This window comes from Larkinella sp., from assembly GCF_965227735.1.
Taxonomy (GTDB): Bacteria; Bacteroidota; Bacteroidia; order Cytophagales; family Spirosomataceae; genus Larkinella.
This window is the reverse complement of record NZ_OZ245776.1, coordinates 7293267-7319168: the sequence shown is the minus strand read 5'-3', so window position 1 is coordinate 7319168 and position 25902 is coordinate 7293267. Positions and strand designations below refer to the sequence as shown.

At 52.6% G+C, this 25902-nt stretch carries 23 protein-coding genes; 10 read left to right on the top strand and 13 right to left on the bottom strand.

What is annotated here, in order from left to right; translation table 11 throughout:
- Positions 1-31: 31 nt before the first annotated feature.
- Positions 32-1417, top strand: coding sequence for a sulfatase-like hydrolase/transferase (locus ACO064_RS28960; protein ID WP_421830670.1), 1386 nt, complete (start codon positions 32-34; stop codon positions 1415-1417).
- Between the two features lie 68 nt (positions 1418-1485).
- The gene (locus ACO064_RS28955; RefSeq protein WP_421830669.1) at positions 1486-2181 is read left to right on the top strand and encodes a head GIN domain-containing protein; all 696 of its coding nucleotides are present in this window, start codon (positions 1486-1488) and stop codon (positions 2179-2181) included.
- On the opposite strand, the gene ACO064_RS28950 is transcribed toward ACO064_RS28955, so the two are convergent.
- The 12 genes from ACO064_RS28950 to ACO064_RS28895 all read right to left on the bottom strand — a co-directional run bounded on the left by ACO064_RS28950 (position 2178) and on the right by ACO064_RS28895 (position 16950).
- Positions 2178-3182, bottom strand: a complete 1005-nt coding sequence (locus ACO064_RS28950; RefSeq protein WP_421830668.1) for an ABC transporter ATP-binding protein — start codon at positions 3180-3182, stop codon at positions 2178-2180. The two genes, ACO064_RS28955 and ACO064_RS28950, sit on opposite strands and share 4 nt — an antisense overlap.
- A gap of 160 nt (positions 3183-3342) precedes the next feature.
- Positions 3343-4440 (bottom strand): hypothetical protein, encoded by a 1098-nt coding sequence (locus tag ACO064_RS28945; protein WP_421830667.1) that lies wholly within the window; start codon positions 4438-4440, stop codon positions 3343-3345.
- Positions 4441-4485: 45 nt separating this feature from the next.
- Positions 4486-5466, bottom strand: coding sequence for an SPFH domain-containing protein (locus ACO064_RS28940; protein ID WP_421830666.1), 981 nt, complete (start codon positions 5464-5466; stop codon positions 4486-4488).
- A 172-nt stretch (positions 5467-5638) separates the two neighbouring features.
- Positions 5639-6475, bottom strand: coding sequence for a hypothetical protein (locus tag ACO064_RS28935; RefSeq protein WP_421830665.1), 837 nt, complete (start codon positions 6473-6475; stop codon positions 5639-5641).
- Positions 6476-6805: 330 nt separating this feature from the next.
- Entirely contained in the window at positions 6806-7696 is an 891-nt protein-coding gene (locus tag ACO064_RS28930) for a cupin-like domain-containing protein (RefSeq protein WP_421830664.1), read from the bottom strand.
- A 231-nt stretch (positions 7697-7927) separates the two neighbouring features.
- On the bottom strand, positions 7928-9556 hold the full coding sequence (locus ACO064_RS28925; protein WP_421830663.1) for an NADP-dependent glyceraldehyde-3-phosphate dehydrogenase: 1629 nt from the start codon (positions 9554-9556) through the stop codon (positions 7928-7930).
- 300 nt (positions 9557-9856) lie between these two features.
- Positions 9857-11989, bottom strand: coding sequence for a beta-galactosidase (locus ACO064_RS28920; RefSeq protein ID WP_421830662.1), 2133 nt, complete (start codon positions 11987-11989; stop codon positions 9857-9859).
- A 332-nt stretch (positions 11990-12321) separates the two neighbouring features.
- Positions 12322-13122, bottom strand: a complete 801-nt coding sequence (locus tag ACO064_RS28915) for a helix-turn-helix domain-containing protein (RefSeq protein ID WP_421830661.1) — start codon at positions 13120-13122, stop codon at positions 12322-12324.
- Positions 13123-13440: 318 nt separating this feature from the next.
- Positions 13441-14790 (bottom strand): neutral/alkaline non-lysosomal ceramidase N-terminal domain-containing protein, encoded by a 1350-nt coding sequence (locus tag ACO064_RS28910; RefSeq protein ID WP_421830660.1) that lies wholly within the window; start codon positions 14788-14790, stop codon positions 13441-13443.
- Between the two features lie 3 nt (positions 14791-14793).
- A complete protein-coding gene (locus tag ACO064_RS28905) occupies positions 14794-15087 on the bottom strand; it encodes a hypothetical protein (protein ID WP_421830659.1) in 294 nt (97 codons plus the stop codon).
- Positions 15074-16516 (bottom strand): ATP-dependent DNA helicase, encoded by a 1443-nt coding sequence (locus tag ACO064_RS28900; protein WP_421830658.1) that lies wholly within the window; start codon positions 16514-16516, stop codon positions 15074-15076. Before ACO064_RS28900 ends, ACO064_RS28905 begins: the two co-directional genes overlap by 14 nt.
- Before the next feature lie 44 nt (positions 16517-16560).
- Positions 16561-16950: a hypothetical protein gene (locus ACO064_RS28895; protein WP_421830657.1), complete on the bottom strand. Its 390-nt coding sequence runs from the start codon at positions 16948-16950 to the stop codon at positions 16561-16563.
- Positions 16951-17142: 192 nt separating this feature from the next.
- Between ACO064_RS28895 and ACO064_RS28890 the strand changes: the two genes are divergently transcribed.
- The 4 genes from ACO064_RS28890 to coaD all read left to right on the top strand — a co-directional run bounded on the left by ACO064_RS28890 (position 17143) and on the right by coaD (position 19750).
- Entirely contained in the window at positions 17143-17580 is a 438-nt protein-coding gene (locus tag ACO064_RS28890) for a CBS domain-containing protein (RefSeq protein WP_114404893.1), read from the top strand.
- A 163-nt stretch (positions 17581-17743) separates the two neighbouring features.
- Positions 17744-18232: an NUDIX domain-containing protein gene (locus ACO064_RS28885; RefSeq protein ID WP_421830656.1), complete on the top strand. Its 489-nt coding sequence runs from the start codon at positions 17744-17746 to the stop codon at positions 18230-18232.
- 127 nt (positions 18233-18359) lie between these two features.
- Positions 18360-19232 (top strand): DUF3822 family protein, encoded by an 873-nt coding sequence (locus ACO064_RS28880; protein WP_421830655.1) that lies wholly within the window; start codon positions 18360-18362, stop codon positions 19230-19232.
- Between the two features lie 62 nt (positions 19233-19294).
- Positions 19295-19750, top strand: a complete 456-nt coding sequence (gene coaD / locus ACO064_RS28875) for a pantetheine-phosphate adenylyltransferase (protein WP_421830654.1) — start codon at positions 19295-19297, stop codon at positions 19748-19750.
- A 76-nt stretch (positions 19751-19826) separates the two neighbouring features.
- Here the strand turns inward: coaD and ACO064_RS28870 are convergent, their stop codons facing one another.
- A complete protein-coding gene (locus ACO064_RS28870; RefSeq protein ID WP_421830653.1) occupies positions 19827-20528 on the bottom strand; it encodes an NUDIX hydrolase in 702 nt (233 codons plus the stop codon).
- 145 nt (positions 20529-20673) lie between these two features.
- Here ACO064_RS28870 and ACO064_RS28865 point away from each other — a divergent pair, with 145 nt between their 5' ends.
- The 4 genes from ACO064_RS28865 to ACO064_RS28850 all read left to right on the top strand — a co-directional run bounded on the left by ACO064_RS28865 (position 20674) and on the right by ACO064_RS28850 (position 25901).
- A complete protein-coding gene (locus ACO064_RS28865) occupies positions 20674-21957 on the top strand; it encodes a hemolysin family protein (RefSeq protein WP_421830652.1) in 1284 nt (427 codons plus the stop codon).
- A 50-nt stretch (positions 21958-22007) separates the two neighbouring features.
- A complete protein-coding gene (gene pyrE / locus ACO064_RS28860) occupies positions 22008-22634 on the top strand; it encodes an orotate phosphoribosyltransferase (protein WP_421830651.1) in 627 nt (208 codons plus the stop codon).
- Positions 22635-22646: 12 nt separating this feature from the next.
- The gene (locus ACO064_RS28855) at positions 22647-24119 is read left to right on the top strand and encodes a capsule assembly Wzi family protein (protein ID WP_421830650.1); all 1473 of its coding nucleotides are present in this window, start codon (positions 22647-22649) and stop codon (positions 24117-24119) included.
- Between the two features lie 198 nt (positions 24120-24317).
- Positions 24318-25901 carry a DUF4394 domain-containing protein gene (locus ACO064_RS28850; RefSeq protein ID WP_421830649.1) on the top strand — a complete coding sequence of 528 codons (1584 nt, stop codon included), beginning with the start codon at positions 24318-24320 and terminating at the stop codon, positions 25899-25901.
- Position 25902 lies beyond the last annotated feature (1 nt).

Here is a 25902-nt window from a genome sequence, read left to right as displayed (position 1 = left end):
TTATCTATTCCCACGGCTTTCCGCAGCCTTTATGAAGTATCGTCCGATTTCGTTTCTGCTTACCGGTCTGATTTTCGCCGTACTGAGCACTTTTTTCATCAGTCATACGCCCCCTCTGGCGACTCCCAAGCCCAATATCGTCTTCATCTTCGCCGACGATCTCGGCTGGGGTGACCTTTCTTCGTATGGGGCTACCGACCTGAAAACACCCCACATCGACAGCCTGTTGCGGGCCGGGTTGCGGTTTACAAATTTTTACGCCAACAGCCCGGTTTGCTCCCCCAGCCGGGCGGCTTTGCTGTCGGGGCGCTGGCCGGAAGCGGTGGGCGTTCCGGGCGTCATTCGCGACGATTTGGCCGATAGCTGGGGCTACCTGGCTCCGGGGCCGCTACTCCCCAACGATCTGCAAAAAGCGGGCTACCACACGGCACTGGTTGGAAAATGGCATCTGGGACTGGAACCCGAAAACGCCCCCAACGAACGCGGTTTTCAGGAATTTTACGGTTTTCTGGGCGATATGATGGATGATTATTACACCAAACGACGCAATGGCCACAACTTCATGCGCCACAACCGCCAGGTCATCGATCCGCCCGGTCACGCAACCGATGTGTTTACCGAAGGAGCGATCCGGTATGTGAACAGCCGGAAAAACAACCCGAAACCGTTCTTTCTCTACCTCGCTTACAACGCTCCTCATAATCCGCTCCAACCTCCCGCCGAATGGCTCGACCGGGTAAAAAAGCGGGAACCCACCATTGACCCGACCCGGGCCAAACTGGTGGCGCTGATCGAACACCTGGACGACAACATCGGTCGGCTGCTGGCAACGCTGAAGGCAAACCGACAGTTGGAAAATACATTGATCGTGTTTACGAGCGACAACGGCGGCTGGGAACCGGCCAAAGCCAACAATGGCCCCTACCGCGCTTTCAAAGGGACGATGTACGAAGGCGGGATTCGGATTCCGGCGGGCGTGGTCTGGGCGGGTCACATCCAGCCGGGCCGGGTGTCGGACGAGCGGGGGCAACTCAGCGACTGGATGCCCACATTTCTGGAACTGGCGGGTCAGCAAGCCACCACGCCGGTCGATGGAAAATCGCTGGTGCCGGTTTTGCTGACCAACCAACCGGATGCGCAGAAACTCGAAACGCTCCGCCAGCGGCCGCTTTTTTACATCCGCCGGGAAGGCAACGACGCCTTCAAAGGACTGACCACCCAGGCCGTGCGGCTGGGCGACTGGAAATTGCTGCAACCCAGTCCGTTTTCGCCCTTTGAATTGTATAATCTGAAAGACGACCCGAAAGAAACCACCGATCTGGCGAAGCAGGAAAAAGCGAAAGCCAATGAGTTGACCCGCCTGTTGATGAACCACATCCAGCAGGGCGGGGCCGTGCCGTGGCAGAAAAGAAAATAGGAGTCGGTGCAACGTTCCGATTCAGGACGGCATCTTCTTCGCAGGAATCTTACCATTCGCTAACCACCATGCAAACCCATCGATTTTATTTACCCCTCCTGCTTTCGACGCTGATTGCCGGTTTTTCAGAAGCGCAGTCGGTAACGAAACAGTTCAGTATCAAGTCGTTCGACCGCATCGACGTAGCCAATGCCATTGATATCGAAATCCGGAAAGGCTCTTTTGACATTGTGGCCGATCTGTCGCCCGGCGAAACCGAATACCTGTCCGTCAAAAGCGAAAACGGCGTGCTGGTCGCCCGGTTCAACCGGCCAGCGGGCAACTGGATGCCGGGCAAAAACCGCAAATCGCCCCGCTTGCTGGTCACGATGCCCGCCCTCCGCGGCATTACCCTTTCCGGTGCCTCCGACGGCGACGTAAATGATGCCTTCGACAGTGAAGAACTGGACATTACGCTGTCGGGAGCCGCCGACCTGACGATGAAAGATATTTCGGCCAACCGCATCCGGCTGAAAGCATCCGGGGCTTCCGATACCAAACTGCGGGGTCGCGTGAAGCAACTCGATGTCGATATTTCGGGGGCTTCGGATTTGCAGGCCTATGATCTGACGGCCGATGAAGCGATTATCCGGGCGTCGGGGGCAAGTGATGCCTCGGTGACCGTCACGAAACGACTGGAGAAAAACACGCGGGGCGGAGCGGATGTTTCGCACCGGGGCAATCCAAAGACGGTGATTTCGAACCAGAAAAAATCGGACGACTAGACCGACGAACCGCGCATCCAGTGAACGGATTCAGGCGACATTTCCAGCCCGACCAACTGGCCGACTTTGATTTTTTCGTGGGAGGCCGCCACAAACGTCAGGTTGACAAACCGGTTCATTTCGACCTCCACTTCCAGGTAAGCGCCTTTGAAAAACACATTCCGGACGGTTCCGCCGAAGCGTCCGCGGTCGCTCAACCGGATGTTTTCCGGCCGGACACAGGCCAGTGCGTTGGGTTGATAGGCGTGAATGATGCCCATCAGCGGCAGGTGTTTGGCCCGAATCAGGTTGGCCGGGCCGGTCATTTGTGCGGCATAGGCGTTGTACGGACGGCGGTAGACATCCATCGGCGCACCCATCTGAATCAGTTGGCCATCCTGCAAAATTCCGATGCGGTGCGAAATGGACAGGGCGTCGGTCGAGTCGTGGGTGACAAACAGGCAGGCGGTTTTCTCGTTCCGAACCAGATCCAGCAACATACTCCGAATCAGTTCACGATTGGGCAAATCAAGGTGACTGAACGGTTCGTCGAGCAGCAACGCGGCCGGTTTTTCGGCAATGGCGCGGGCAATGGCCGTCCGCTGTTTTTCGCCCCCCGACACCTGGCGCGGGAGCCGGTGTTGCACCGCTTCGAGCCGACACAGGTTGATCAATTGCTCGACCCGGAAATCCTGGTAGCGTTTTTCGTAAAACCGTAAGGCGTAGGCGATATTTTCGCGAACGGAAACATGGGGCATCAACTGGTATTCCTGGTGCACCAATTTGATATGCGGGTGCCCCGGAACCAACTGTTCTGATGGTCCTTTAATCCGTTCATTATTCAATTGAACGACCCCATCTGTTGCATCGAGTAAACCCGCCATCAGATTGAGCATGGTACTTTTTCCCGAGCCGCTTGCTCCAATCAATCCCACCACCTCACCCGGTTTTATAACCAATGAGACGCCCCGAACGGCGGTTACGTCCCCGAAAGATTTTACAAGATGGATAGACTCAAGCAATGGACAATGACCTTTTTCAGTACGTGCAATATATTGACCAACAATGACTTACGCAGATAACAAACGAAAACCGTCTTTGCCGAAGGTGTAAAATTAAGGAATTACGGGAACAACCTTGCGATAAGATTTTATCATATGTGAGAAAAATCTCAAAGCGTTTTTACCGTTTCCCCAGCCAATAAAAGAATAGTACCAACAAAAGAAAAGCAAGTACCACCAGGGCAATTTTCCAGGCCGATTTGGGTCTTTCGCCCGCAATCTGTCCGGTCTGTCCATTGACCAGAAACCGGTATTGCTTGCCGTTGTAGAGATACATACAAATCCAGAGCGGTAACAAAATATGCTTGAACGTCTGGTTGGTTAAGGTCGTATCGACATTCAGGTTGCGCTGCGTATCCCCGCCCATTTGGGAAGCACAGGCATTTTCTTCGCGACTCCGAATCTGTTCCTCGGCTTTGCGGGCGCTTTCCTGTAAATCGATGCTGTAGACTTCGGCTTCCCAGCCCAGCAAAATCCGTGGGTCATAATCGACGATTTCCTTCAAATCGTAGCGGCTGGCTTCCTGCACCTGGCTTTCCTGCTCCGACAATTTTCGGGACGCCATTTCGAGCATATCGTCATAAAACGCCTGATGCGACCCACTGCGGTATTCCCACCGGACGCGCTGCTGTTGCTGCGTTACGGTCTTGCCATTGGCGTCGCGCACCTGCACCGGAACGTAGTAATAAAAACCGGCTTCTCCAGTGTAGTTCGAATGCGCCTGCGCGTCGAACGTCCAGAACGGGATGTAAATACCGTGCAGGTTATCCAGCATCGCACCGGCTGCCAGATCCGACGGCGCCAGCCAGCTATCCCCTACCCAGCTTTTGAACCGCTGCAACGACTGTTCTTTCGAAATCCGGAACGGCAGCAAACCGGCGGGTTCGATCAGCCGGGTTTTCTGCGCATCCGGGTTGACGTTTTTGGAATTGCAAAAGGCACAGGTAATCGTCGGCGCGTCGTAGTTCACGGTCGTTTTGGCCCCGCAATTCTGGCAGGTAAACAAGCGTTTTTCCTCGGTCGGCGCGTTGGGTAATTGCCGGTCTTCGACCCGAAAGGCCAGCGGATTCTCGTGCAGGTTGCTTTTGGTAAACGGAATCTCTTCGGTGTTGCCGCAATAATCGCAGCTCAGTTTCTGCTTCTCGGCCGAAAATTTCAACTGCGCTCCGCAGGCCTTGCAGGGAGCCCGGACCAGGTCTGAAAGTTCTGATGGTTGCATGGTGGGACGGGAACGCGGACGACCCGCGTTCCTACCGGTTTGGGGCTATAATCGGGCTAGTAACTCGGCTTTTTTGGCGTTGAATTCCTCCTCGGTCAAAATCCCGGCGGCTTTCAGTTCGCCCAGTTGTTTCAGCAGATTCATGACCTCGGTTTTGTCTTCTTTGGGAGCCTGCGGAGCGTTGGCCGCGCTGGTGTTCTGCATAAAATTACCCAAACCGCCCAGCAACACGGCAGCACCACCGGCACCACCGCTCTCGGCGGCATCTTCCAGGGCAACACCCGCTTGAAACTGCTGAAAACGAGCCATATCACCCACCATATTCATCTGCGTGGTTTTGTCGAGGAACGCTTCGACTTCGGGCGGCAGGCTCGTATTTTCGACGTAAAATTTGGTCAGTTCCAGACCGTAGCCCGTAAAATCCGACTGCAGCAGCGGCAGCAGTTTGTCGCCGATTTCCTTGTAATTGCGGGATAAATCGTAGACCGAAATACCGGCTTCGCCAATCGTATCCGTGAAGTTGGTGATGATGGCCGACCGGAGTTGGTCCTCCACGTCGCCAATCCGGACCACGGGCGTCGTTCCGGCGTATTCCTTGATGAACTTCCCGGCATCGACCACCCGTAGCGCAAACACCCCGAACGCCCGAACCCGCACCTGTTTCAGTTCGGGATCGCGGACGATGAACGGGTTTTGTGTTCCCCATTTGAGGTTGGTAAACTGCTTGGTCGAAACGAAGTAAATATCGACTTTGAACGGCGACTCAAATCCCATTTTCCACGACCGCAAGGTGGTCATGATCGGCATGTTCTGCGTGGTCAGTTCATAACGACCCGGTTGATACACATCGGCAATCCGGCCTTCGTTGATGAAAACCGCCACCTGCGATTCGCGCACGGTTAGTTGGGCGCCGTATTTGATGTTATTGCCATTGTCCGGAAATTTCCAGATTACCGTATCGTTCGAGTTATCGACCCAGTCGATGACCTCGATAAATTCATTACGAATGAAGTCAAATAGTCCCATATGCTTGTCTACGACAACCGCAAGGCCGTCGTTTTTTCGGTGTGCTGTTTTACACGTTCAATTCTACACAAAAAAAACGAACCCGCGCGAGTTCGTTTTTTTGAACGGCAAGAAAAAACCGCCGGACGTTCCGTTTTCAGGAATGACGGAGCGGCTGCCTGAATTCAGACGTTTACTCCCGCCATCCGTATTTGTTCTCATCCAGAAGCAACAAACTCATCAACAGGTGTTCCCGCAGGTCTTCGGGCGTTGACGGCCCATTCGAAAGAATACCACCGGCGGAACGTCCACCCAGGTATTGGTTGTAATTTTCCTGATTTAAAGACTTTAGCTCATCAAACTTCTCCTGAACCAGGTTATAGATTTTGTCATCAATGTAGTAAAGCTTTCCTTTCAGGTAGTTCGCCGTGGCTTTGGTAGGCTCGTCCATTCTGTGTTTAAAATAAAAATAGTCCGGCCACAGATAATCGAATTGATGTTGCAGTAACGTTACCTTTAACAGATTGGGCATAAACGTTCGGGCAAATCGAAAATGCTCAACCAATAACTTGACTTTCATCTCATTTAAATACCGTTTATACTCTGCTTTTAAAAAATCAATTTTGGTCTCTTCCTGAAACAAGCCTGTCAATTTTAACGGAGACCGGGGGTTAAAAAAATCAGGCAATATCTTTTCGTAATTGGCTAGCAATGATTGGTTATACGCAATTTCGCCCAGTTTGCCGTTGTCCTCTTCCACCAGACTTTCTTCGTAACTCCGAATCCGTGTTTTTAGATTCGCGTCATACCGTTCGAATTGTTCGTTGGTCAGAATGTCTTTAAAAGTCGCCCATTCAAAATCCCATTCTTCCCATTGCGAAAAGTACGTGTCTTTGGAAGAAAGCCTTTTGTCCTGTTCATAGCGATGAATGCGTTCGGCCTGTGCCAGATCCGGATTACAAAAGCTGTACCGTTCCTGTACCAGTTTTATCAGCCAGTCGGGGTCTTCGGGGGTGATGATTGTGCTCATTTTTCAATAGTCTGGTTACGAAACTGTGACCAAGAAGTATTCCGGTTTTTATCATTACACCGCCCGCATCAACCATTCTGCCAGCGGATTATCTTTTATTTTAACGCAACCAGTGAGGTTATTGACCCCGGAGGGGCCGATGTTGATAGCAAGGGCATACTATTTAATCTGAAGTCATATTACGAAATTAATTCCAGCAAGAAAATTTCTAAAACAGGCTATTCCTTCATCTGATGACAGCAGAATAAAGTCCATATGAACAAGGCCGTAAACAAAAAGTCCCGGCTTCCGAATACAGCCGGGACTTTTCATTATACCTTTTGAAATGGTTTATGCTTCCGCATTTTCCAAACGCGGAAGATCATTCATCGCTTCATTGGCATTTTCAAACGCTTTCCGGTTTTTATACTGAAACCACGATTTGGTAAAGTATTTTTTCATAAAGTTGTCAATCCGCATTTGCCCGAACAGATTCCACGCACCCTGAATCCGTTTCAGCCAGGATTCGTTGAGAACCCGGAGCGACAACGCATAACCGCCATCGATGTACTCAATGTAATGCCAGTAACCGGCTGGTATATAAAGCGTTTCGCCATAATTCAGGGTGCATTCATAGCCTTTGACGTGCTGCAAACCGGGGTATTTCTGGTAATCCGGGTTGTTGACGTTCATGTACGAAATGACAGAAAACGGGAGCCGATACAGCAGGGGCGTGTATTCGGGCGCAAACAATACCACCCGCTTCCGCCCCACAAACTGCGTCAAGAAAACATGCGACAGATCAATGTCATAGTGCATGTGCACCACCGACCCGGCTCCGCCGTAGAACATGAACGGCAGGCTCATCACAAAACCGTCCACCAGATCCGGCTTCAGAATGTCTTTCTTAAGGGAAGGAATGTGCTTGAAAATATTGAAAAGAAATATGCGGAGTTCGACGGGCTGATTGGAAGAAATTTTGTCCAGATAATCGCCAAAATTCATACGCTCATCGACAAACATTGTACTTTTATCTGGATCAGCCGGCTTGTTATTGTACAAATCGACCGTTAGATGACCAGCCCGTTGTTTGAGTTTCTCGAATGACCAGTTTCTATACGCCGGCCAGTCGTGGCAAAAATCCCGGATGATGGCGGGCTGGTGTTTTTTGAAATAGCTTTGTTGAAAAAGAGCTTTATCCTGTTTGCTGATGCGATCGATCGGAACGAGTTCAAGTGCCATACGGGTAGATAAATGCAACGTACAACCCAAAATTTATTGGATGAAACAAGATTGCTACCAATGAGTTCACAAAACCGTTCGAAAATGAGGGAGAAATGGAATTAAATTTCGATTAATGGAATCCTACTATAATGCAATCCGGCGATACCGCCGTACCTTTTTCCAATCTGCATCGAAACACCCCGGACAATGTTGGATAAAAGGCACGGCGGACCCGGCTATGGCAATGAATTAAAAAATAAATTTCGTCGACAAAAATTCGGATTGGTGCTGCTCGACGATGTCGTTCAGAATCGCTTTGTTCTGCGCCGTATCTTTCGTGGCCACCACGGTGCGGATGGAAAACGACCGCAGCGCATCCTCCACCGACAGCGTGCCTTCTGCCGAATCTTTCCGACCCGTAAACGGAAACGTATCCGGGCCGCGCTGGCATTGTGCATTGATATTCACCCGGCTAACCTGGTTGACCAGCGGATCGATCAAACGCGCGAGCGGTGCGCTTTCGCTGCCGAAAATACTAACCTGCTGGCCGTGATCCGCGTCGATGATGTAGGCAATCGGCTCATCGATATCGTCAAAAGGCACCACCGGAACCACCGGGCCAAACTGCTCCTCGCGGTAGAGTTTCATACCTTCTTTTACGGGATACACCAGGGCCGGAAAGACGAAAGATTCCACCGTTGTGCCGCCCCCTTCATTCATAATCCGGGCACCCTGTGCTTCGGCGTCCCGCAGACACGCATCCAGATAGGCCGGTTTTCCGGGTTCCGGCAGGGGTGTTACCTGCGCTCCCTGGCTCCACGGCATTCCGGGTTTCAGCTTGTTCAGTTCTTCGCCCATGCGTTGCAGAAAAACGTCGGCCACCGACCGGTGTACCCACAGGATTTTCAGGGCCGTACACCGCTGCCCATTGAACGACATCGCGCCCAGCATACACTCTTTTACGGTCAGCTCGATGTCGGCATCGGGCAGAATGATGGCGGCATTTTTGGCATCCAAACTCAAAACCGCCCGCAGACGGTTGCTTTTGGGGTGCATCTTTTTGAGGCTGTCGGCCACCCGGCTCGACCCAATGAGCGCCAGCACATTGATCTTGCCCGACTTCATCAGCGTTGGAACCACGGTAGCTCCCCGGCCATAGACCGTATTGACGACCCCTTTTGGGAACGACGTCCGGAACGCGTCGAGCAGCGGATGGTGCAACAGCGTGCCGTGTTTCGGGGGTTTGAACAAAACCGTATTGCCCATTAAAATGGCTGGAATCAGCGTGGTGTAGGTTTCGTTGAGCGGGTAATTGAATGGTCCCATGCACAAAACGACTCCCAGGGGTGAACGCCGGATCTGGCCGATGATGCCCTCCTCGATCCGGAAACGAGAACCGGCGCGATCGACGTCCTTGAAAGCGTCGATGGTGTCGTAGATGTACTGCACGGTGCGGTCGAACTCCTTGATCGAGTCGGCGAGGGTTTTCCCGATCTCCCACATCAGCAGGTTGACGACGGCCTTTTTCTGCTCCATCATCTTTCCGACAAAGCGTTCCATGCACTCGATCCGATCCGCTACCGACATCGTCGGCCAGGCACCCCGACCGCTGTCGAAAGCCCGAACGGCTGCGTCCAGCGCATCCAGGGCTTCGTTGTCATCCACCGGCAAGGGGTAACTGCCGATCACTTTCCGAACCAGACCGGCGGGCGTCTGAACAAAAATCGGCGACACCACCTCCTGCGTCGGGCCGTCCCACTGCCGGATTTCGCCATCCACGAGGTAGTCCCGCTGATGCAATGCTTCGATCCGAAATTCATCCGGAATCTGGTCTTCTGCCGAAAACAGAATTTCCAGTTGCTGTGATAAATTAGTCATACTATCAAATTAGAAATGGTAATTGCAGCGTAAAAAGGCACAAAAAAACCGTCCTCAAGTCAGGCAGGCCGGTCGGTCAATCAGAAGTCGATGAAGAATGAACAGAGGCTGTCCTTTCGGATCAGCCCTGCAAAAGTACAGAATGCGTGACGAAACGTGGCTACCCAATCACCAGAATTATTGAGGGTGTCAGACAAATACTACTCTATTTTACCTTTTTTTTTAATAAACACGGCTTTATCAAGCAAAAAAACAGCCCAAATGAGTCGTTTGGGCTGTTTTTATTCAAAATAGACATTTTCAGGGTTTTAGCAGTTTTACGGTTACGGCCTCCTGACCTGATACCACCCGTAACAACAGCAGACCCGTCAGTTCGCGGTCCAGATTGAATTGCTGTCTTTCAACGGCTCCGGCGGTTTCTACCGCCCGCTCGCTGATGATTCGCCCGCGGACGTCACTGAGTTGAAAACGAACGGTTTTTCCTTGCACCCCCCGAACTTCCACGCTCGTTTGCTCGCCAACGGGATTTCCCAAAACCGTCACCATCAAACCCCGTTCTGCCGACGCCACGGAAGTTCTCACCGGCGAGGGGCAGGTCAATGATTTGGGGGCATATTTCAAGGTAAAGGTGCTGTTCCGAACTTTGGCACTGATCTGGCGGGATTTGCCATCTTTCAGACTCGCCGGCGTCGGAAAGCTGTAGGCATGTTTCCCATTTCCCTTTCCCGCCTGTTCCAGATCCGTTCGGTAAATATCCGCTTCCGCCGTTCCGATCACCTTGCCGTCGGCCGAAAATTCAATCGTCACCGACGCGTTGGGTTTGTTCCGATCCCAGGCCCACCCGCGCATCGTTCCACATTCCACTTTATCCAGGAAGCCGTCGAAACTACCCGTTACCGGTCCTTCCGGCTTGGGGGCCGGGGCAGGTTCTGGGGCGGGGGCAGGGGCGGGTTCAGGCTCCGGTGTAGGGACGGGAGCCGGGGCTGGGGCGGGCTCATCCATCTCATCCAGCAAATCTTCGATCAGTGTAACCTGCACCGGTTTTTTTCCGGACTTAGTGTATTGATCCGTCCAGCGATTGGTGATGGGGGTATAAGTGTCCCGAAGAATTTCCGACAGTTTGTAACTGATGCTGCCGCCGGTTTGCACCTGCGTAACGGGCGGATTCAGCAAACCGGCATTTACGACCCGATCGACCAACTGCGTAAGGGTGGCGCGGGCATCTTTTCCCCCGAAATTGGCCAGCGTCAACATAGACGCCCCGTGATCAAAACATTCCTTCACCTGATCGTAGTACGTACCAATCGAAACCGTCTGCCAGAACATTCCGTCGACCGCATTGATCATGAACGCACCCGGTTTTAAATTGCTGCGCACAAGATCCATCGAAAACCGGTGGTTGTAGGTGGGTCCGTCGTTGAATTTCAGCCCATCCGAGTTCTGGTTCAGGCTCTTGAAAGCGTATGTGCCCCGCAGACCACTCAGCCGATCCCAGACGGCCCCGTGCTGATTGACCACCCGAATCGACCCATCGACACCCTTGATCGTGCTCGTGATGTCGTTCAAAAACCGTTCGAGCAGGCGGTGCCGAAAAACGTACCAATCCAGCCCCCGGCGATTGGCGCTGAAGATGCCCCGTGGATCGCTGGTCGTGTTGCCGGGTGGCGTCACTGCATTCCAGTCGCCAAAACCGGTATTCCAGCGCTTGTTGAGCTCCGATAGCGTGAATTTTTCCTGCAACCACTGCCGGAAGGCACCTTTCATCGGATCGCTGTAATCGAAGGCAATGACCACCTTAGCACCATCGGCCTTGTCGAGCACCGGCGAATATTCGGATTCGAGGGCGGGTGAGGCCACCACGGAGAAAAACAGCAGTTTATTCTGCTGCTGTAAATAGAGATACCGCCGGGTGGTTTCCTTCACAAAATCCTTCGCCCGTTCAATGGTCGGCTGGTGGGCATAGCTAAACTGCGTGATGCCACTGCCCGTACTCCGTGACCCGTCAGCCGCCTGCATGGTCTCGTTGGTCTCCCAAAAATCGCCCAAAAACTTGATTTCACGACCGACATGAATCCGCAGGGCAATCTTCAGGCCCAGCCGCAAGGCGGTTTGAACGTGTGAATCAACCACTTTCCAGTTGGCCACGCTCTGGCGGGTGGGGTAAACCCGGTCCCAGTTGATGGTGATTTCAACGGCATTGCAGCCCGCTGCGGCCGAATGTTCGATGCGCTCGTCGTCGACCCGGGGGTCATTTTCGAAGTTAAAGATGGTGACGCCCAGATACCGCTGCCGATTGACGGGGACGGGTTCGTAGGAGGTTGGTGTGGTCAGGCCCGGCAGGGAAAGTGCTGAATCCCCCTTGGATTCGAAAGAGAAAAAACTAATGGTAAAAAGTACGGCATACCAAACCCGTGTTACGTTACGGTTTTTCATTGAGTTGAGTTGGTTGAAAAAAACAGTGAGTTGCAAACGAATTTGCAGCAGCTCGCGTCTTTTCCGCCCAGGAATACACTACAGCCCGTAACCGATGGCATAGCGGCAGTTTGATCCTACCGAAGGTATATTTGATCGAATGATGTACGTTATTAACTCCATTCAAGACCCCACAACCAACCACCCATTATCAGACATTGATTTTACCAGCAGTACTGATAAAAAATAAAGTAAATACCTGTTTTGAGAAAAGAGGAACGTCTACAAATCGCACAAAATTACCGCCGTACGCGTGTTGCAACTAAGACAAAACCAACCTTTCATGGTACAGATCATCGTTTAGTTTTATGATTTATCCGAAAATGGGCGGGGGTTTCGCCCGCATTTTTTTTAAAAAAACGGACAAAGTAAGAGGGGTCCTGAAAGCCCAACTGAAACCCAATTTCCTTGATAGAGGCCGTTGAATGCCGTAAAAAATAGTACGCTCCCAGCAGTATTCGCTCCTGTATGAGTTGGCTGGCGGTTTTACCAGCGATCTTTTTGCAGAGCTGATTCAGGTAATGCGGTGTCACATGCAACTGGGCGGCATACGCGCTTACTTCCCGAACCGTCAGAAATTGCTCCTCAATTAATTGCTCGTATTGACGAATTCGATCATACTGGTAGGTATCATCATCTGTCCACAATTGGTTGTATAACCGATCGGCCAGTTCCAGCACAATATGAAAAGCCGACAAAATTACTTCGTAGCGATTGGGCTGATTTCCCTCATATTCCCGGTAAACAAAATTTAAGAGGTCGCTGAATACCGCCTGCTGATCCGTCACAGCCAGCCAGGGCTGGTGTTTTGGGGAATGAAAAAACGGGTAGCGGTAGATCTTTTTTCCAAACCGCCCCCGACAAAAATTGGAATCGAAGAAAATCGTGTAGCCTTTGGTGTCGGTCGACACTTTCCAGCTATGCCTTTTTCCTGGTGCCAGAAAATACAGCCTGTGGGCCTCGACCGCGTGGGTTTCAGCCTCGATAGTGTGGGTTCCAACACCGTCTTCCACCCACATCACGAGATAAAAGGTGTGTGAATGGGGTTCATCACTGGCCTTGAAATCCTTCACCAGATTTTCAAGACGTTCCATGTGAAAGTGCGTATTGGGCTCGTAATCAGAAAAGGTCTGCAATTGATAAACCGGCAGATGAGAGGACATGGCACAAAACAATCGAAATGCATGGTTCTGCTTTACTCGTTCTGATGCGTTCAACTCCCGGATCCATTCTCCAGATTGGCTGGTTTGTCTCGTTCAACAAACCGATGACTGGCAAGCGGGTCCTTACTCCCTGGCATACCAGCAACGTTTTCGGCCTAAATTTATGATTATTAATAACTTAAGAAAAGATAATGTCTGTTTTTTGGGTTGGTCATCACGAAACTTGAACAACCGCTTCAACAAATTATTTTAATTTCTGAGTTTCAGCCCCACCTGCCCGGCTAAGCGGTTGATTTCCTGACTAATCAGGTCCGGAACGGTGGCATCCCAGAGACCCGGCAAACCGTAGACCATCTGCGACGAAGCCCCTTCATACCCGCCTTCTTTCAAAACCGTTGCCGACGGAATGTAACCCATCACATCGTTGGAATACCCCAGCACGAAGACGTCGGGGCCAAACCGCTTTTTACACGCATTGGCGTATTCGATGACGAGTTCACCCCCAAACGCCAGCAGGGGTTGGTCGCCCAACTGCCACACCTGCAACGGATACGGATAATGGTTCAACACCGGCTTGCCCTGCTTTTTTTCGGCCAGCATCCGGATGGCCCAGCGTTTCATGTAACTCTCCCCTTCCTGGCTGGTTTTTGTCAATTCGGCTTCCGAAGGCGGAGCCGCCAGCGGGAGGTCGATTTCTGAATACGCCGTACGAACCTGGGCCGTCAGTTTTCGCATGGGTTCTTCGAGCACGCGATCCACGGCTACGGCCAGTTCCCGACCGTGTTGCCGGGCCAGCGGCACGGTTCGGCGGGGCATCGGGTTCTGATCCCCGGCGGCTCCCTGAAAAAACAGTGCCATCGCGCCCGGATGCGCTTTTTCCAGCTCCAGTTGGGCAAACCCTACGTAGTCGCCCGACCATTGGTACTGATCCAGCACGGTGGGGTGGCAGGCGTATCCGAAGGCAATGGCTTTGAGTTTACCCGATTTACCAAGCACCTTGATCACCGGCACTGCGTGATCATTTGGGCCTTTCAGTTCGGTTTGTTCCAGCAGTGAGCTTTCCTTGTTGTTGCGCCGGTTGACCTGAAACCGCGTTACACCGTTCTGAGCGAACAATTCTGCCGGTTCCAGGTCCTTCAGGGCTTTCCCAACCAACATCACAATCTGGTCTTCCAGTTGTCGGGTATATTGGTCAATTTTCGCCAATTCACCGGCATCGAGCGGGTAAATGTCATACAGCGCATGGGCCAGAACCGGCCCGGAATGGGTGTGCGAACTGTTCAGAAGAATCTGCGCTTTCGACAGCCCGAACTGGCGGTTCAGTCGCTCCCGGATCTGGTCCGAGAGTTTTTTGGGGAAACCGAGTAGATCCGTAGTCACCAGCACCACCCGGTTTCCTTTTTCGTCCTCCAGCGCCAGGGCTTTGGCCCACAGATCATGAAGTTTGCCATCGGCAGGGCGCGTACGGGCCGCATAACCAGCCATCCACTGCGATGTCTTGGGCGTAATTACCGTCCGGGCAACCCCGGCTTTCCAGTCCTGCGCCCAAACCGTCTGGACGGCCAGCAGCAAAACGGTCACCCAGCATAGTCGTTTCATCGCTTATTTCGCCAGAAAAATCTGAACCAACTCCTTCCATTCGTCGTCCAGCGAGCCGGCAAAAACCGTTGCGCCCGCCCGGCGATACCAGTATCCGGCGTTCCACTCGTCGCCTTCCTTGCGGTGCAGATAGGCGTGCAGCCGGTCATAGTCGCGGGTACCTTCCTTGCTTTGGGCGATGTTGTGGGCCTGTTCCCAATTGCCTTTGGCGTCATACCAGAGGGCTTCGGCAACCGGGTGCAGACCAAACGGCGGTTGGGTGTTGGTGAGGGTTTGGGTAAACTCAGTCAGGTTCATGGGAAGTATTTCCAAAAAATTGCGGCATAAAATTCATCAGAAACGCTTCGTCGGTGGCCCGGGTGATGGCCGTGTAGAGCCACCGCACAAAATCCTGGTTCACCTGCCCGTCGGGCAAATACCCCTGATCGACAAAAACCGCCGGCCACTGCCCGCCCTGCGCCTTGTGGCAGGTCAGGGCGTAGGCAAACTTCACCTGCAAGGCACTCAGATACGGGTCGCGACGGATGGCTTCGGAACGTTCCTTTTTCGATTTGATGTAAAAATAATCCTGCTGGACGCTCTCGTACAACTGCTTGTTTTCTTCCCGCCCCAGCGACGGTTGCGGGGAATACAGTGTATCGAGAATAATCTTGGTTTCAAACTCGGGTTGCTCCTCCAGATCGACCAGCCGCAGGGTGACGGTGGCAAATTTGAGGCCGTGCTGCTCTTCGCGTTTACGAATTTTCATCACCTCCACAAAATCCCCGTTGGCCAGAAAACCCGCCGGAGAATCGTCGTCCAAAACCGTATAATTATTCTTGACGATCATCAGCATGTCGCCCGCGTCGAGTTCTTCTTCACACTGGTTGATGGCCCGGCGAATGTACTGATTATACTGCACGGCCATCTTGTTGGAACGCGTAATGATGATGGTATTTTCGCGCCCGTATTTGTCGTAGCAATACCGGATTCCGTCTTCCAGCTTTTCACCGGTCATTTTATAGATGTCCCGGAATTTTCGAACATTCAGATGAATCTTCGGATTCGGGTCGTTCAGCACATCGCGTAAGTTGGTCGCATTCAGCAGAATACCCGAATGTTCGTCCTGCCGCATGACCTCCATCAACTCCTGTTCCACCACCACCATGTCGAAATGCCGCTCCAGGTAGCCTTTGTCGAGTGCCGGGCTGAGTTCCTTGCCCACAGGCGGAAGCTGCGCCACATCCCCCACCAGCATCAGGCGGTTTCCGGGGTTTTCGAACACAAAGTCGACCAGGTCGGCCAGCAAACCGTTCATGCCGATCTCCGAATCATCGCTGATCATGGAGGCTTCATCGACGATGAAAACCGTGTCTTCGTGGTAATTTTTCTGCCGCTGAAACACCAGATTTCCCGAACTGGAGTCGGCCACCTGGCGATAAATTTTCCGGTGAATCGTCTGGGCCATGCGCTTCGAGTAATTGGCCATGACCTTGGCCGCCCGGCCCGTGGGTGCCAGCAAAACGGATTTGAACCCAAATTTGGGCAACACTTTGATCAGCGTACTGATGAGGGTGGTTTTTCCGGTTCCGGCATAGCCTTTCAGCAAAAAGCAATCCCGGTAATTTTCATGTTCAGTCCGAATCATGAACGGATTCATCTGCTCAAAGAAGTGCTGCTGCCCGGGAGTAGGCTTGAAAGGGAAGCGTTTCGCCAGCAATTCTGCGGGCGTGAGAGTATCATTCATTGTACGAATATACGGAATAACAGCCGGTTTTTTTCAACCGATTTTTACATACGCCGGTACGGAAACCGGCACCCCTGCTCATCCTCAAACGTAACGATTTCGTTCTTGATTACAAACCGGTAGGGCTTCGAAACTTCCGTAGCGTTGGCGATCTTTACGATTTGCCGGTCCACCGCATACGTTCCGGCATCCCAGGCCATCGCCACGGAGGTCACTTCCGACTGCGTTTGGTATACTCCGTTCGCGCTGAACTCGATCACATCCGGGTACATCTGACTGCACTTCGAGGGATTCACTTTTTCCCAGGAACCCACCAGCGGATTGGCGTCTTCCTGCTCGGCTTTGACCGGTGGCCGCTGGCACGACAGACTCAGGCTTCCGAAGAACAACAACCCACTGATCAGTCTGAGAACATGCGATGGAAAGGAAATCATAGGCGGTTTTTTTTCAAACTTAGGCGGACTTCTTTTTAAAAACAAATCGACAGTCACCCTTGAATCACCAAGCAAGTTTTGACAATTCCAAGAATATTGAGGCATATAGCTTCCAAAATGCAACACCGCATTGCTTTTATCATACCTTTTTTTTATTTTGATCCCAACCCATTTACCAAACTTCCTTAAACCATGAAAATCCGTCAGGTTTTGCAAGGCAAAACGATCAACACCATCTATTCCGTCACATCCAATACGACGGTTTATGAAGCTTTGGAAGCCATGGCTACCAAAAATATCGGCGCCGTTCTGGTGATCGATGAAGGAAATTTGTCGGGAATCTTCTCCGAACGCGATTATGCCCGCAAAGGGATTCTGAAAGGCCGGGCATCGAAAGACACCCTGATCGAAGAGGTCATGACCGCCAACCTGATCACCATTAGCTCCGATCAACGCCTGGAAGATGCCATGCTGATCATGTCTGACAAACACATTCGCCACCTGCCCGTCGTCGACGAAGGCCAACTCATTGGCATTATTTCCATCAACGACGTCGTTTCGGCCATCATCCACGACCAGAAAGCCCGCATTCACTCCCTGGAAAGCTACATTTCGGGAAGCCCCTATTGAGTTGAAAATTATGCTTTTTTGCCCCTAAATCCCCTAAAGGGGACTTGAACACCGCTTAAACCAGATGCTGAAAGTCCTCTTTGGGGGATTTAGGGGCAAAAAAGCATACCTCTTAACTCTTAATTCTCCCTATATTTGCGGGCTGAAACCACCAGAAATCAACTTGGATATTGCACGCGAAGAAGTAAAGCGGCTCTACGGCAATCGCCTGCGGCTGCGGGTATGCGGTTTGTGCCTCATCGACGGAAAACTATTGATGGTCCGTCACCGGGGCATTGGCCCCACGGATACCTTCTGGTGTCCGCCGGGCGGTGGCCCCCAGTACGGCGAAACCGCCTATGAAGCCCTCGTTCGGGAATTTCACGAAGAAACCGGGTTGGACATTGAAGTGGGCGAACTCCAGTTTGTCAATGAATTCATGCAGACGCCCCTGCACGCGATGGAGCTGTTTTTCGACGTCCGCATCGTGGGTGGTCAGCTACGCCAGGGATTCGACCCGGAAATGGATGCCGAAAACCAGATCATTACCGAAGTGCGGCTGATGACGTTCGAGGAAATCAAAACGTACCCCGAAAATGAGGTCCACCGCATGTTCCGCCTGTGCCAGTCTATGGAGGAGGTCTTCCACTTAAAAGGTTATTTGAAACAATAGCGGTGGTCTGTCGGGTATTTTTGTACATTTAGCTCACCATATGTTCCCAAAATTGGAAAACATATAACTTCCCACTGTACCTGTTAACCCAATCACTTTTTTTGTGCGTATCGAGACCCTAGCTACTGTGACCCCAACCGTCGCCATTCGGGAAGATTCTTTTGATGTGTCAACGACCGGCTCGTACCAGCTATGCCTGGAGATGGGCAAGGAACGATTCCGGTTTTGTGTGGTCGAACCCCACCCCCGCCGGTGTGTCTGGCTGGAGGAGTACACCTTTCCGACCCTGCTGACCGAAAACCCGCTACTACCCTCATTACGAACCATTTACCAAAATCACCCGATCCTTCAGTCGTCCTACTGGAAAAGCATTCAAGTGTCGGTCAACTCGCCTTCGTTTACGCTGGTGCCATCGGGTCTGTTCCGGAAAGAATACGCAGGGCAGTACCTCCAGTTGATGCGCGGCAATCCGCTTTCCAGTTCGGAACATGCGCTGGCATATGCCCACAAAAAAGAAGATTTTCAGGCGGTTTTCAGCGTCGACAATGCCCTGACTGATTGGTTATCAGCTACGTATCCCCTGCAGCAGATCACGCTGGTTCACCAGTCGAGCACGCTGATTCAGGCCACGTCGCTGACGGATTCGGTGCTGAATTCAGACCAGAAATTATCGTTGAATTTTGAGGATGAATCCGTTACGGTTATTTATCGAAAAGGCGGAGAATTCAGGTTCTGCAACCGGTTTGCCTACAAAAATGCCACCGATCTGGTGTATTACATCCTGTACGTTATCAACGAATTGAAAACCGAACCGAAAGAATTGCAGGTGGTTTTGTTCGGTGAAATCACACCTTTTGCCGAAATCTATACGGCCCTCGAACAGTTTCTGCCCAACATCCGCTTCGGTTCAACACTGCCCGGCTTGCAGTTGACACCGGCGTTCGATGAGCTACCGGAACACCGGTATTTCAGCTTGTACGGAAACACGCTGATCGAGTAAGAACAGGCAACCAACTGACCTTCCATTAACCAGCCAGCCACCACCCGGTTTCTCCCACCTTTATGAAACGAATCGCGCTCTTTCCCGGCTCCTTCGACCCGTTTACGAAGGGACATGAAGACATTGTGTTACGGGGACTCAAACTCTTTGATGAAATTTTCATCGGCATTGGCCGGAACGCCAGCAAACAGCGGTATTTTCCGCTGGACGTGATGGCCGGTCTGATCGAGCAGACCTTTGCGGCCTATCCGGCGGTGAAAGTCGTATCGTATGACGACCTGACCGCCAACGTCGCCCGCGGTCTGGGCGCCCGGTTTTTGCTGCGGGGTTTGCGCAACACCACGGATTTTGAGTACGAAAACAGCATTTCGCAAGTCAACCGGTACGTGTACGAAGACGTGGAAACCGTCTTTCTGATCACGTCCCCGTCCCTCGCCCCCATCAGTTCAAGCATCATCCGCGAACTGCACCGGTATTCCAAAAACATCGACGATTTTCTGCCGTACAAATTAAAATGATGGATCATGAAGGTAGGCCTTTCGCTTTTTGCCCCTAAATCCCCAAAAGGGGATTTAGGGGCAAAGTTACTATCCATCATTCCTTTATAACCTTCCCGTTCACCTCCTCGATCACATACCGGATGGAACTGAAGGAATTGGTGAGGGCCAGGGCCGTTTGTTTGGGGTCCATCCATTCGAGTCGTTCGATGTCCTCCTCGGTTTGGGGCGCCATTTTGGCATCGTCGACGCAGGTCATGTGATACCATTTGGTCTTTTTCAGGATGCGGTTGCCGTTCAGCGTATACGTGTGCCAGGTCGTACAGATGCGGTTTTCGAGCGTGGCTACAACGCCGGTTTCTTCCTCCACTTCCCGCAGGGCTGCCACCCGCGACTGCTCCTCCCCGTCGAGTTTGCCTTTGGGCAGGTCCCACTTGCCACGACGGAAAATCAACAGCATTTTATCTTCTTTAAACACCACCCCGCCCGCGGCCCGGACAATTCTGAACATACTTTTAAACTTCTCCTCAACGGCCTTTTTTTCAGCGGCCACCAGGGTAACCGAGCTTAGGTCGCCCATTTCGTAGTTATTGAGCAAGTTGACCAGTTTTTCGATGGTAACGGGCGTCGCATTGAGCACCAGGAGATGCCCTTTCAACATGCCCAGCTTCAGGCCGTCGAGACGGGCGTCGATGATCCGGTCGTACTCCACGTGGTTATCCAGCGCAGCGTCCTGCAATTTGGCTGCCTTCTTTGAACCCTTTAAATGAATGGGTCGGTCGTCAATAAAAATGGTCATGAGGTAGTTGAACTGCTGGGTGAATGAGCCCGTCGAACCGTCGACGTACCGAATAGCGTGAATTACAAAACAAATTTAGATAAACCATTCATCTTTGAAGAGAAACTAAATCCACTATTTTTGCAGAACGCCAACTTTCCCCCGTGTGGAACTTGCAATCATTCTATTTTTAGTCATTCTGAACGGTGTTTTCTCTTTATCGGAGATCGCACTGGTTTCCTCCCGCAAAGCCCGACTCGAAACCGACGCCCGAAATGGCGACCGCCGGGCCGAAGAGGCTCTGAAACTCGCCGAATCGCCCAACCGTTTTCTGGCTACCGTTCAAATCGGGATTACCCTCATCGGAATCCTGACGGGTATTTTCAGTGGTGACAGCCTGACCGACCAGATTTCGGGCTTCGTGTCCCAGTTTCCGCTCCTTCAACCCTACGCCAACAGCATTGCGGTTACCCTGACGGTTATTTTGATTACGTATCTGTCGCTGGTGCTGGGCGAACTGGTTCCCAAACGAATCGGATTATCGAATCCCGAAGGCATTGCCAAATTTATGGCCGGGCCGATGAACATGCTTTCCCGGGTGACGTCACCCTTTATCAGCCTGCTCGGTTTTTCCAGTGACTTGATCATTAAAATTCTGAATATCAAACCCAATGCCAGTGCCGTAACGGAAGAAGAAATCAAAAGTCTGATTCAGGAAGGTACCTCGGGCGGGGTCATCGAGGAGATTGAGCAGGAAATTGTGCAGAACGTTTTTCAACTCGGCGACCGCCGGATCACCTCCCTGATGACCAACCGGCAGGAAATGGTGTTTCTGGATCTGGAAGCCACGGTCGAAGAAAACCGCCAGTACATCATCGAACACCGCCATTCGCATTACCCGCTCTGCAAGGGGGGCGTCGATGAAATGATCGGTCTCATTCACAGCAAGGATTTTCTGGGCAAAGACCTCGATGATCAGCTCACCCGGCTCGAAGAACTCAAACGCGATATTCTATACATTCCCGAAAGCAACATGGCCTACCAGGTGCTGGAACGGTTTCGGGAACGTCGGCAGTACGTGGGCATCATCGTCGATGAATACGGTGGCGTTCTGGGCATGGTGACGCTCAACGACATCGTGGACGCGCTTGTGGGCGACATTTCGGACACCAACGAATTTGAGTTCGAGATTGTGGAACGGGGCGACGGCAGCTACCTCGTCGATGCCCAGATTCCGTTCGACGATTTCCTGGATTATTTCAACATCATTATCCAGAACCGGCGCGAAATGACCGGTTTTGATACGCTGGGCGGTTTTGCCCTACAGATTATCAAGGACATCCCGAAAACCGGTGAGACTTTTTCCTGGCAGGATTACCAGTTTGAAATCATCGACATGGACAAAAGCCGGATCGATAAAATTCTGGTGACGAAGAGAATTGAAGAGTAAAATGACCACTGACGATGGACGATGGTCAATCGTCATCATTTAAAGCACCTATGATTGCAGCAAAAGTTGCCCGATTGCTACTGGAAGTGAAAGCGGTTCGACTCCGGCCGGAGGAGCCTTTTACGTGGAGTTCAGGCTGGAAATCACCGATTTATTGTGACAACCGCATCACGTTGTCATACCCGGAAGCCCGGACGTATATCCGTACCGCGTTAGCCGATACAATCCTCAAAGAATTTCCTGATGTTCAAGCCATTGCTGGCGTTGCCACGGCTGGTATTGCCCAGGGAGCGCTGGTCGCCGATGCGCTGAACCTGCCCTTTCTGTATGTTCGGCCGGAACCAAAAAAACATGGCATGGGCAACCAGATCGAGGGACGGCTGGAAGAGGGACAACGCATTGTCGTGATTGAAGACTTGATTTCGACCGGTGGCAGTTCGCTCAAAGTGGTGGATGTGCTGCGGCAAGCCGGGGCCGGAGTGCTGGGCATGGCGGCCATTTTTACCTACGGTTTTCCGGTAGCCAGTCAAAATTTTGCGGACAAAGACGTCAAACTGGTCTGCCTGAGCGACTACGAAACGCTGGTGGGTGAAGCCCGGGATCTGAACTACATTTCGGCCGACGCCATGGACTCCCTCGCGGCCTGGCGGCAAAATCCGGCGGAATGGAACCGTTAGTCTGAACCGCCGATGAGACGGCTCGTTTGTTTGGCATTCGGCTGGCTGCTGGCCACGTCGGCCCTGGCACAGGAAACCCGGCTTTCCAGCCCGGTTCGGGCCGACCTCGAACTTGGGGGTATGGGCGCAACGGCCCGCCAACCCCCCTTCTGGCTCCGCACCAACCAATACGGCATCGTGCCGCTGCAAGGCCCGTTTGCAACCTTGCGGGGACAGATGAGTCGTGATTACCGCACCGATACGGTTTATACGAACCACCACCGGTTTGATTGGGGCGTTGGCGGCTACGCGGCTGTCAATGTGGGCCAAAGCAGTCAGTTTATTCTCCCTGAACTGTATGTCAAGGTTCGGCTGGGGAAATTTGAACTCTGGGCGGGCCGACGGCGCGAGCAATACGGCCTCGGTGACACCACGCTGACGTCCGGTTTTGTCGCCTGGTCGGCCAATGCGCTGCCCATTCCGAAAGTGCAGTTCCACACGCCCGGCTTCGTGCCAATCGGTTTTCTGAAAAAACTGGTGGCTTTCCGGCTGGGCTATGCCCACGGCTGGTTCAATGCGCCTTACATCAAGGGTGCGTATCTGCACCAGAAATACCTCTACGGTCGCTTCGGAAAACCGCACTGGAAGGTGAAGTTTTACGTGGGCATGAATCATCAGGTGCAGTGGGGTGGTCACGCCGATTACCTGAAAGGCACTTCATTTGCAGTGAATGGCAAGCTGCCCTCCTCATTCCGGGATTATACGGGACTCATTTTTGGGTTGTATCCCAAAGAACTCACCACCAGCCAGCAAACCGCCTTCGATGGCGAAAACCGGGTCGGCAATCACCTGGGTTCCATCGACTACGCCCTGGAATGGACGACCTCCCGGTTAATCACCTTGTTCTACTACCAGCATTTTTATGAAGACGTCAGCGGCATCGTTTACCTCAACTTTCCCGACGGCTTGTGGGGCCTCCGTTTCCGGAACAAAACCGCCACACCCAACCCCCGGTTCCGGTGGAATGCGGCCGTGGTGGAGTGGCTGCCGATGACCAGCCAGAGTGGGCCGGTTTTCGACCAGACGGCTCAGTATCAGGGCGCCGACAATTATTTTAACCACGGTCAGTACCGGGAAGGCTGGTCGTATTTTGGCCGAACCATCGGCACGCCCTTCATTGCCCCCCGAGCCGACTACACCGCCCGGGTGCAGCAATATACCGGGGGCGGTTTCTTCCCCAATAACCGGGTCAATGTCTGGTATCTCGGCCTGGAGGGAATTCTTTATCGCGTACAACTCAATGCCCGGGCGTCGTTCAGCCGCAACTACGGCACCTACAATCTGCCGTATTCTCCCCGTTTTGAGCAGTTCTCAGCCTTGCTGGCGGCTCAGGTTCCCCTCCCACCGCTTTCCAACACCTTCCTGTCAGCCTCTTTCGCCCTGGATCAGGGCGCGTTATATCCGGCTCAAAAGGGCATGTTTCTGTCTGTTAAAAAGAGCTGGTAATCCCTGGTTTTAACTTTACCGCAGTATTATCTTTCTTCACTACTATCCTGATAATCTACTCATTATCAGCGATTCACCTTTTTACGCCGGGGCCATATCGTAACATTCTTACGGGTTGGAAATCTAAATACCCGCCTTCATTCGTATGACTGTCAATATCCTATCATTCCATTCAACCTTTCTAAAACAATTTGAAACATGAGTACGACTAAAAAAGGAGGATTTCGCCTACCGGCAGGCGCGTGGGTACTGGGCCTGATGGTGGGTCTGAACGCATGTACGTCACCCGAAAGCGCCCTGAGCCCCGATGTTACGAAACACAACAGTGCCCGTGAAAGCGCGACGGAGGTTTCATTTTTTGCTTTAACGGACAACAACCGGTTGAACAAGAAGACCGTTTCGAACCCGATGGCAAACCTGTCGAATACCGAGATTACGGGCCTGAAAGAAAACGAAAAAATCCTGGCCATCGACTTCCGCCCGGCAACGGGGCAACTCTACGGACTGGGCAGCACCAGCCGGGTTTACGTCATCAACCAGGAAACGGGGGTAGCGCGTTCGGTAAGTGTGGACCCTTTCTCACCCGCCATCGCCGACGGGGCTTCGGTCGCTTTTGACTTCAACCCGACGGTCGACCTGATCCGGCTGGTGACCAGCACCGGCCAAAACCTCCGGCTCAATCCCAACACCGGCATGCTTCAAACCGGTGGGCAGGATGGAAACATCAATGGCGGAACCAATCCGGCAATTTCAGCGGTGGCCTACACCAACAGCAAAGGCGTGTCGAGCAGCACGGTTTTGTATGACATCGACCCGGTTTCGGATCGTCTCTACTCCCAGATTCCGCCCAACAACGGAACACTCGTCAACGTCGGCCCCCTGGGAAAAGACATTACGGGCAGTGCCGGTTTTGACATTTCGTCCGACAACAGCCATGCCCTGCTGGCCTACTGGGTGGGTGGCAAAGCCGAATTGGGCAACGTAAACCTGACCACGGGTGCCATTCAGAAGCTGGGCGATCTGGGTTCCGGAACCTACATCGGGCTGGCCATTCCGACGGATGCCGTCGCCTACGCCGTCAGTGGCAACGACCTGCTGATTTTCGATCCCTTCGACATTCGACCGGTTCAGCGTAACATTACCGGACTACAACCGGGTGAAACGATTCGCGGTATCGACATGCGTCCGGCAACGGGTCAACTCTACGCCCTGGGAAATTCCAGCCGCATTTATACCATTTCGTATCCGGCCGGTACCAACAACGCCCAGCTCACGGTGGTGGGTTCCGGCGCGTTTACGCCCATGCTGACGGGCAGTGACTACGGTTTTGATTTCAACCCGACGGTCGACCGGATTCGGGTCATCAGCAACTCGGGTCAAAACCTGCGGATTGATCCGACAAATGGGAACGTTAGTGTCGACAAACCGCTCAATTATGGCCCCACGGCGGTTGACCGGCCTTCGGTTCGGGCGGCTGCCTATTCGAACAACGTTCAGGGTGCAACGACAACGGTTCTGTATGACCTCGACGACTTCTCCAACCGCTTGTACCGCCAGATTCCGCCGAATGACGGCACGCTGGTGGGTGGAAGTCCACTGGGCATCGATATCACGGCAACCAACGGATTTGACATCGGCGGGCGGAGCGACAAAGCCTATGCGCTGTTGACAGCGGGTAGTTCCACAAACCTGTACAACATCAATCTGAACAACGGCGCACTCACCAACCTGGGAACATTCCCGACCACGGTGCGGGGATTTGCCATTGGACTAGGGTTTTAAA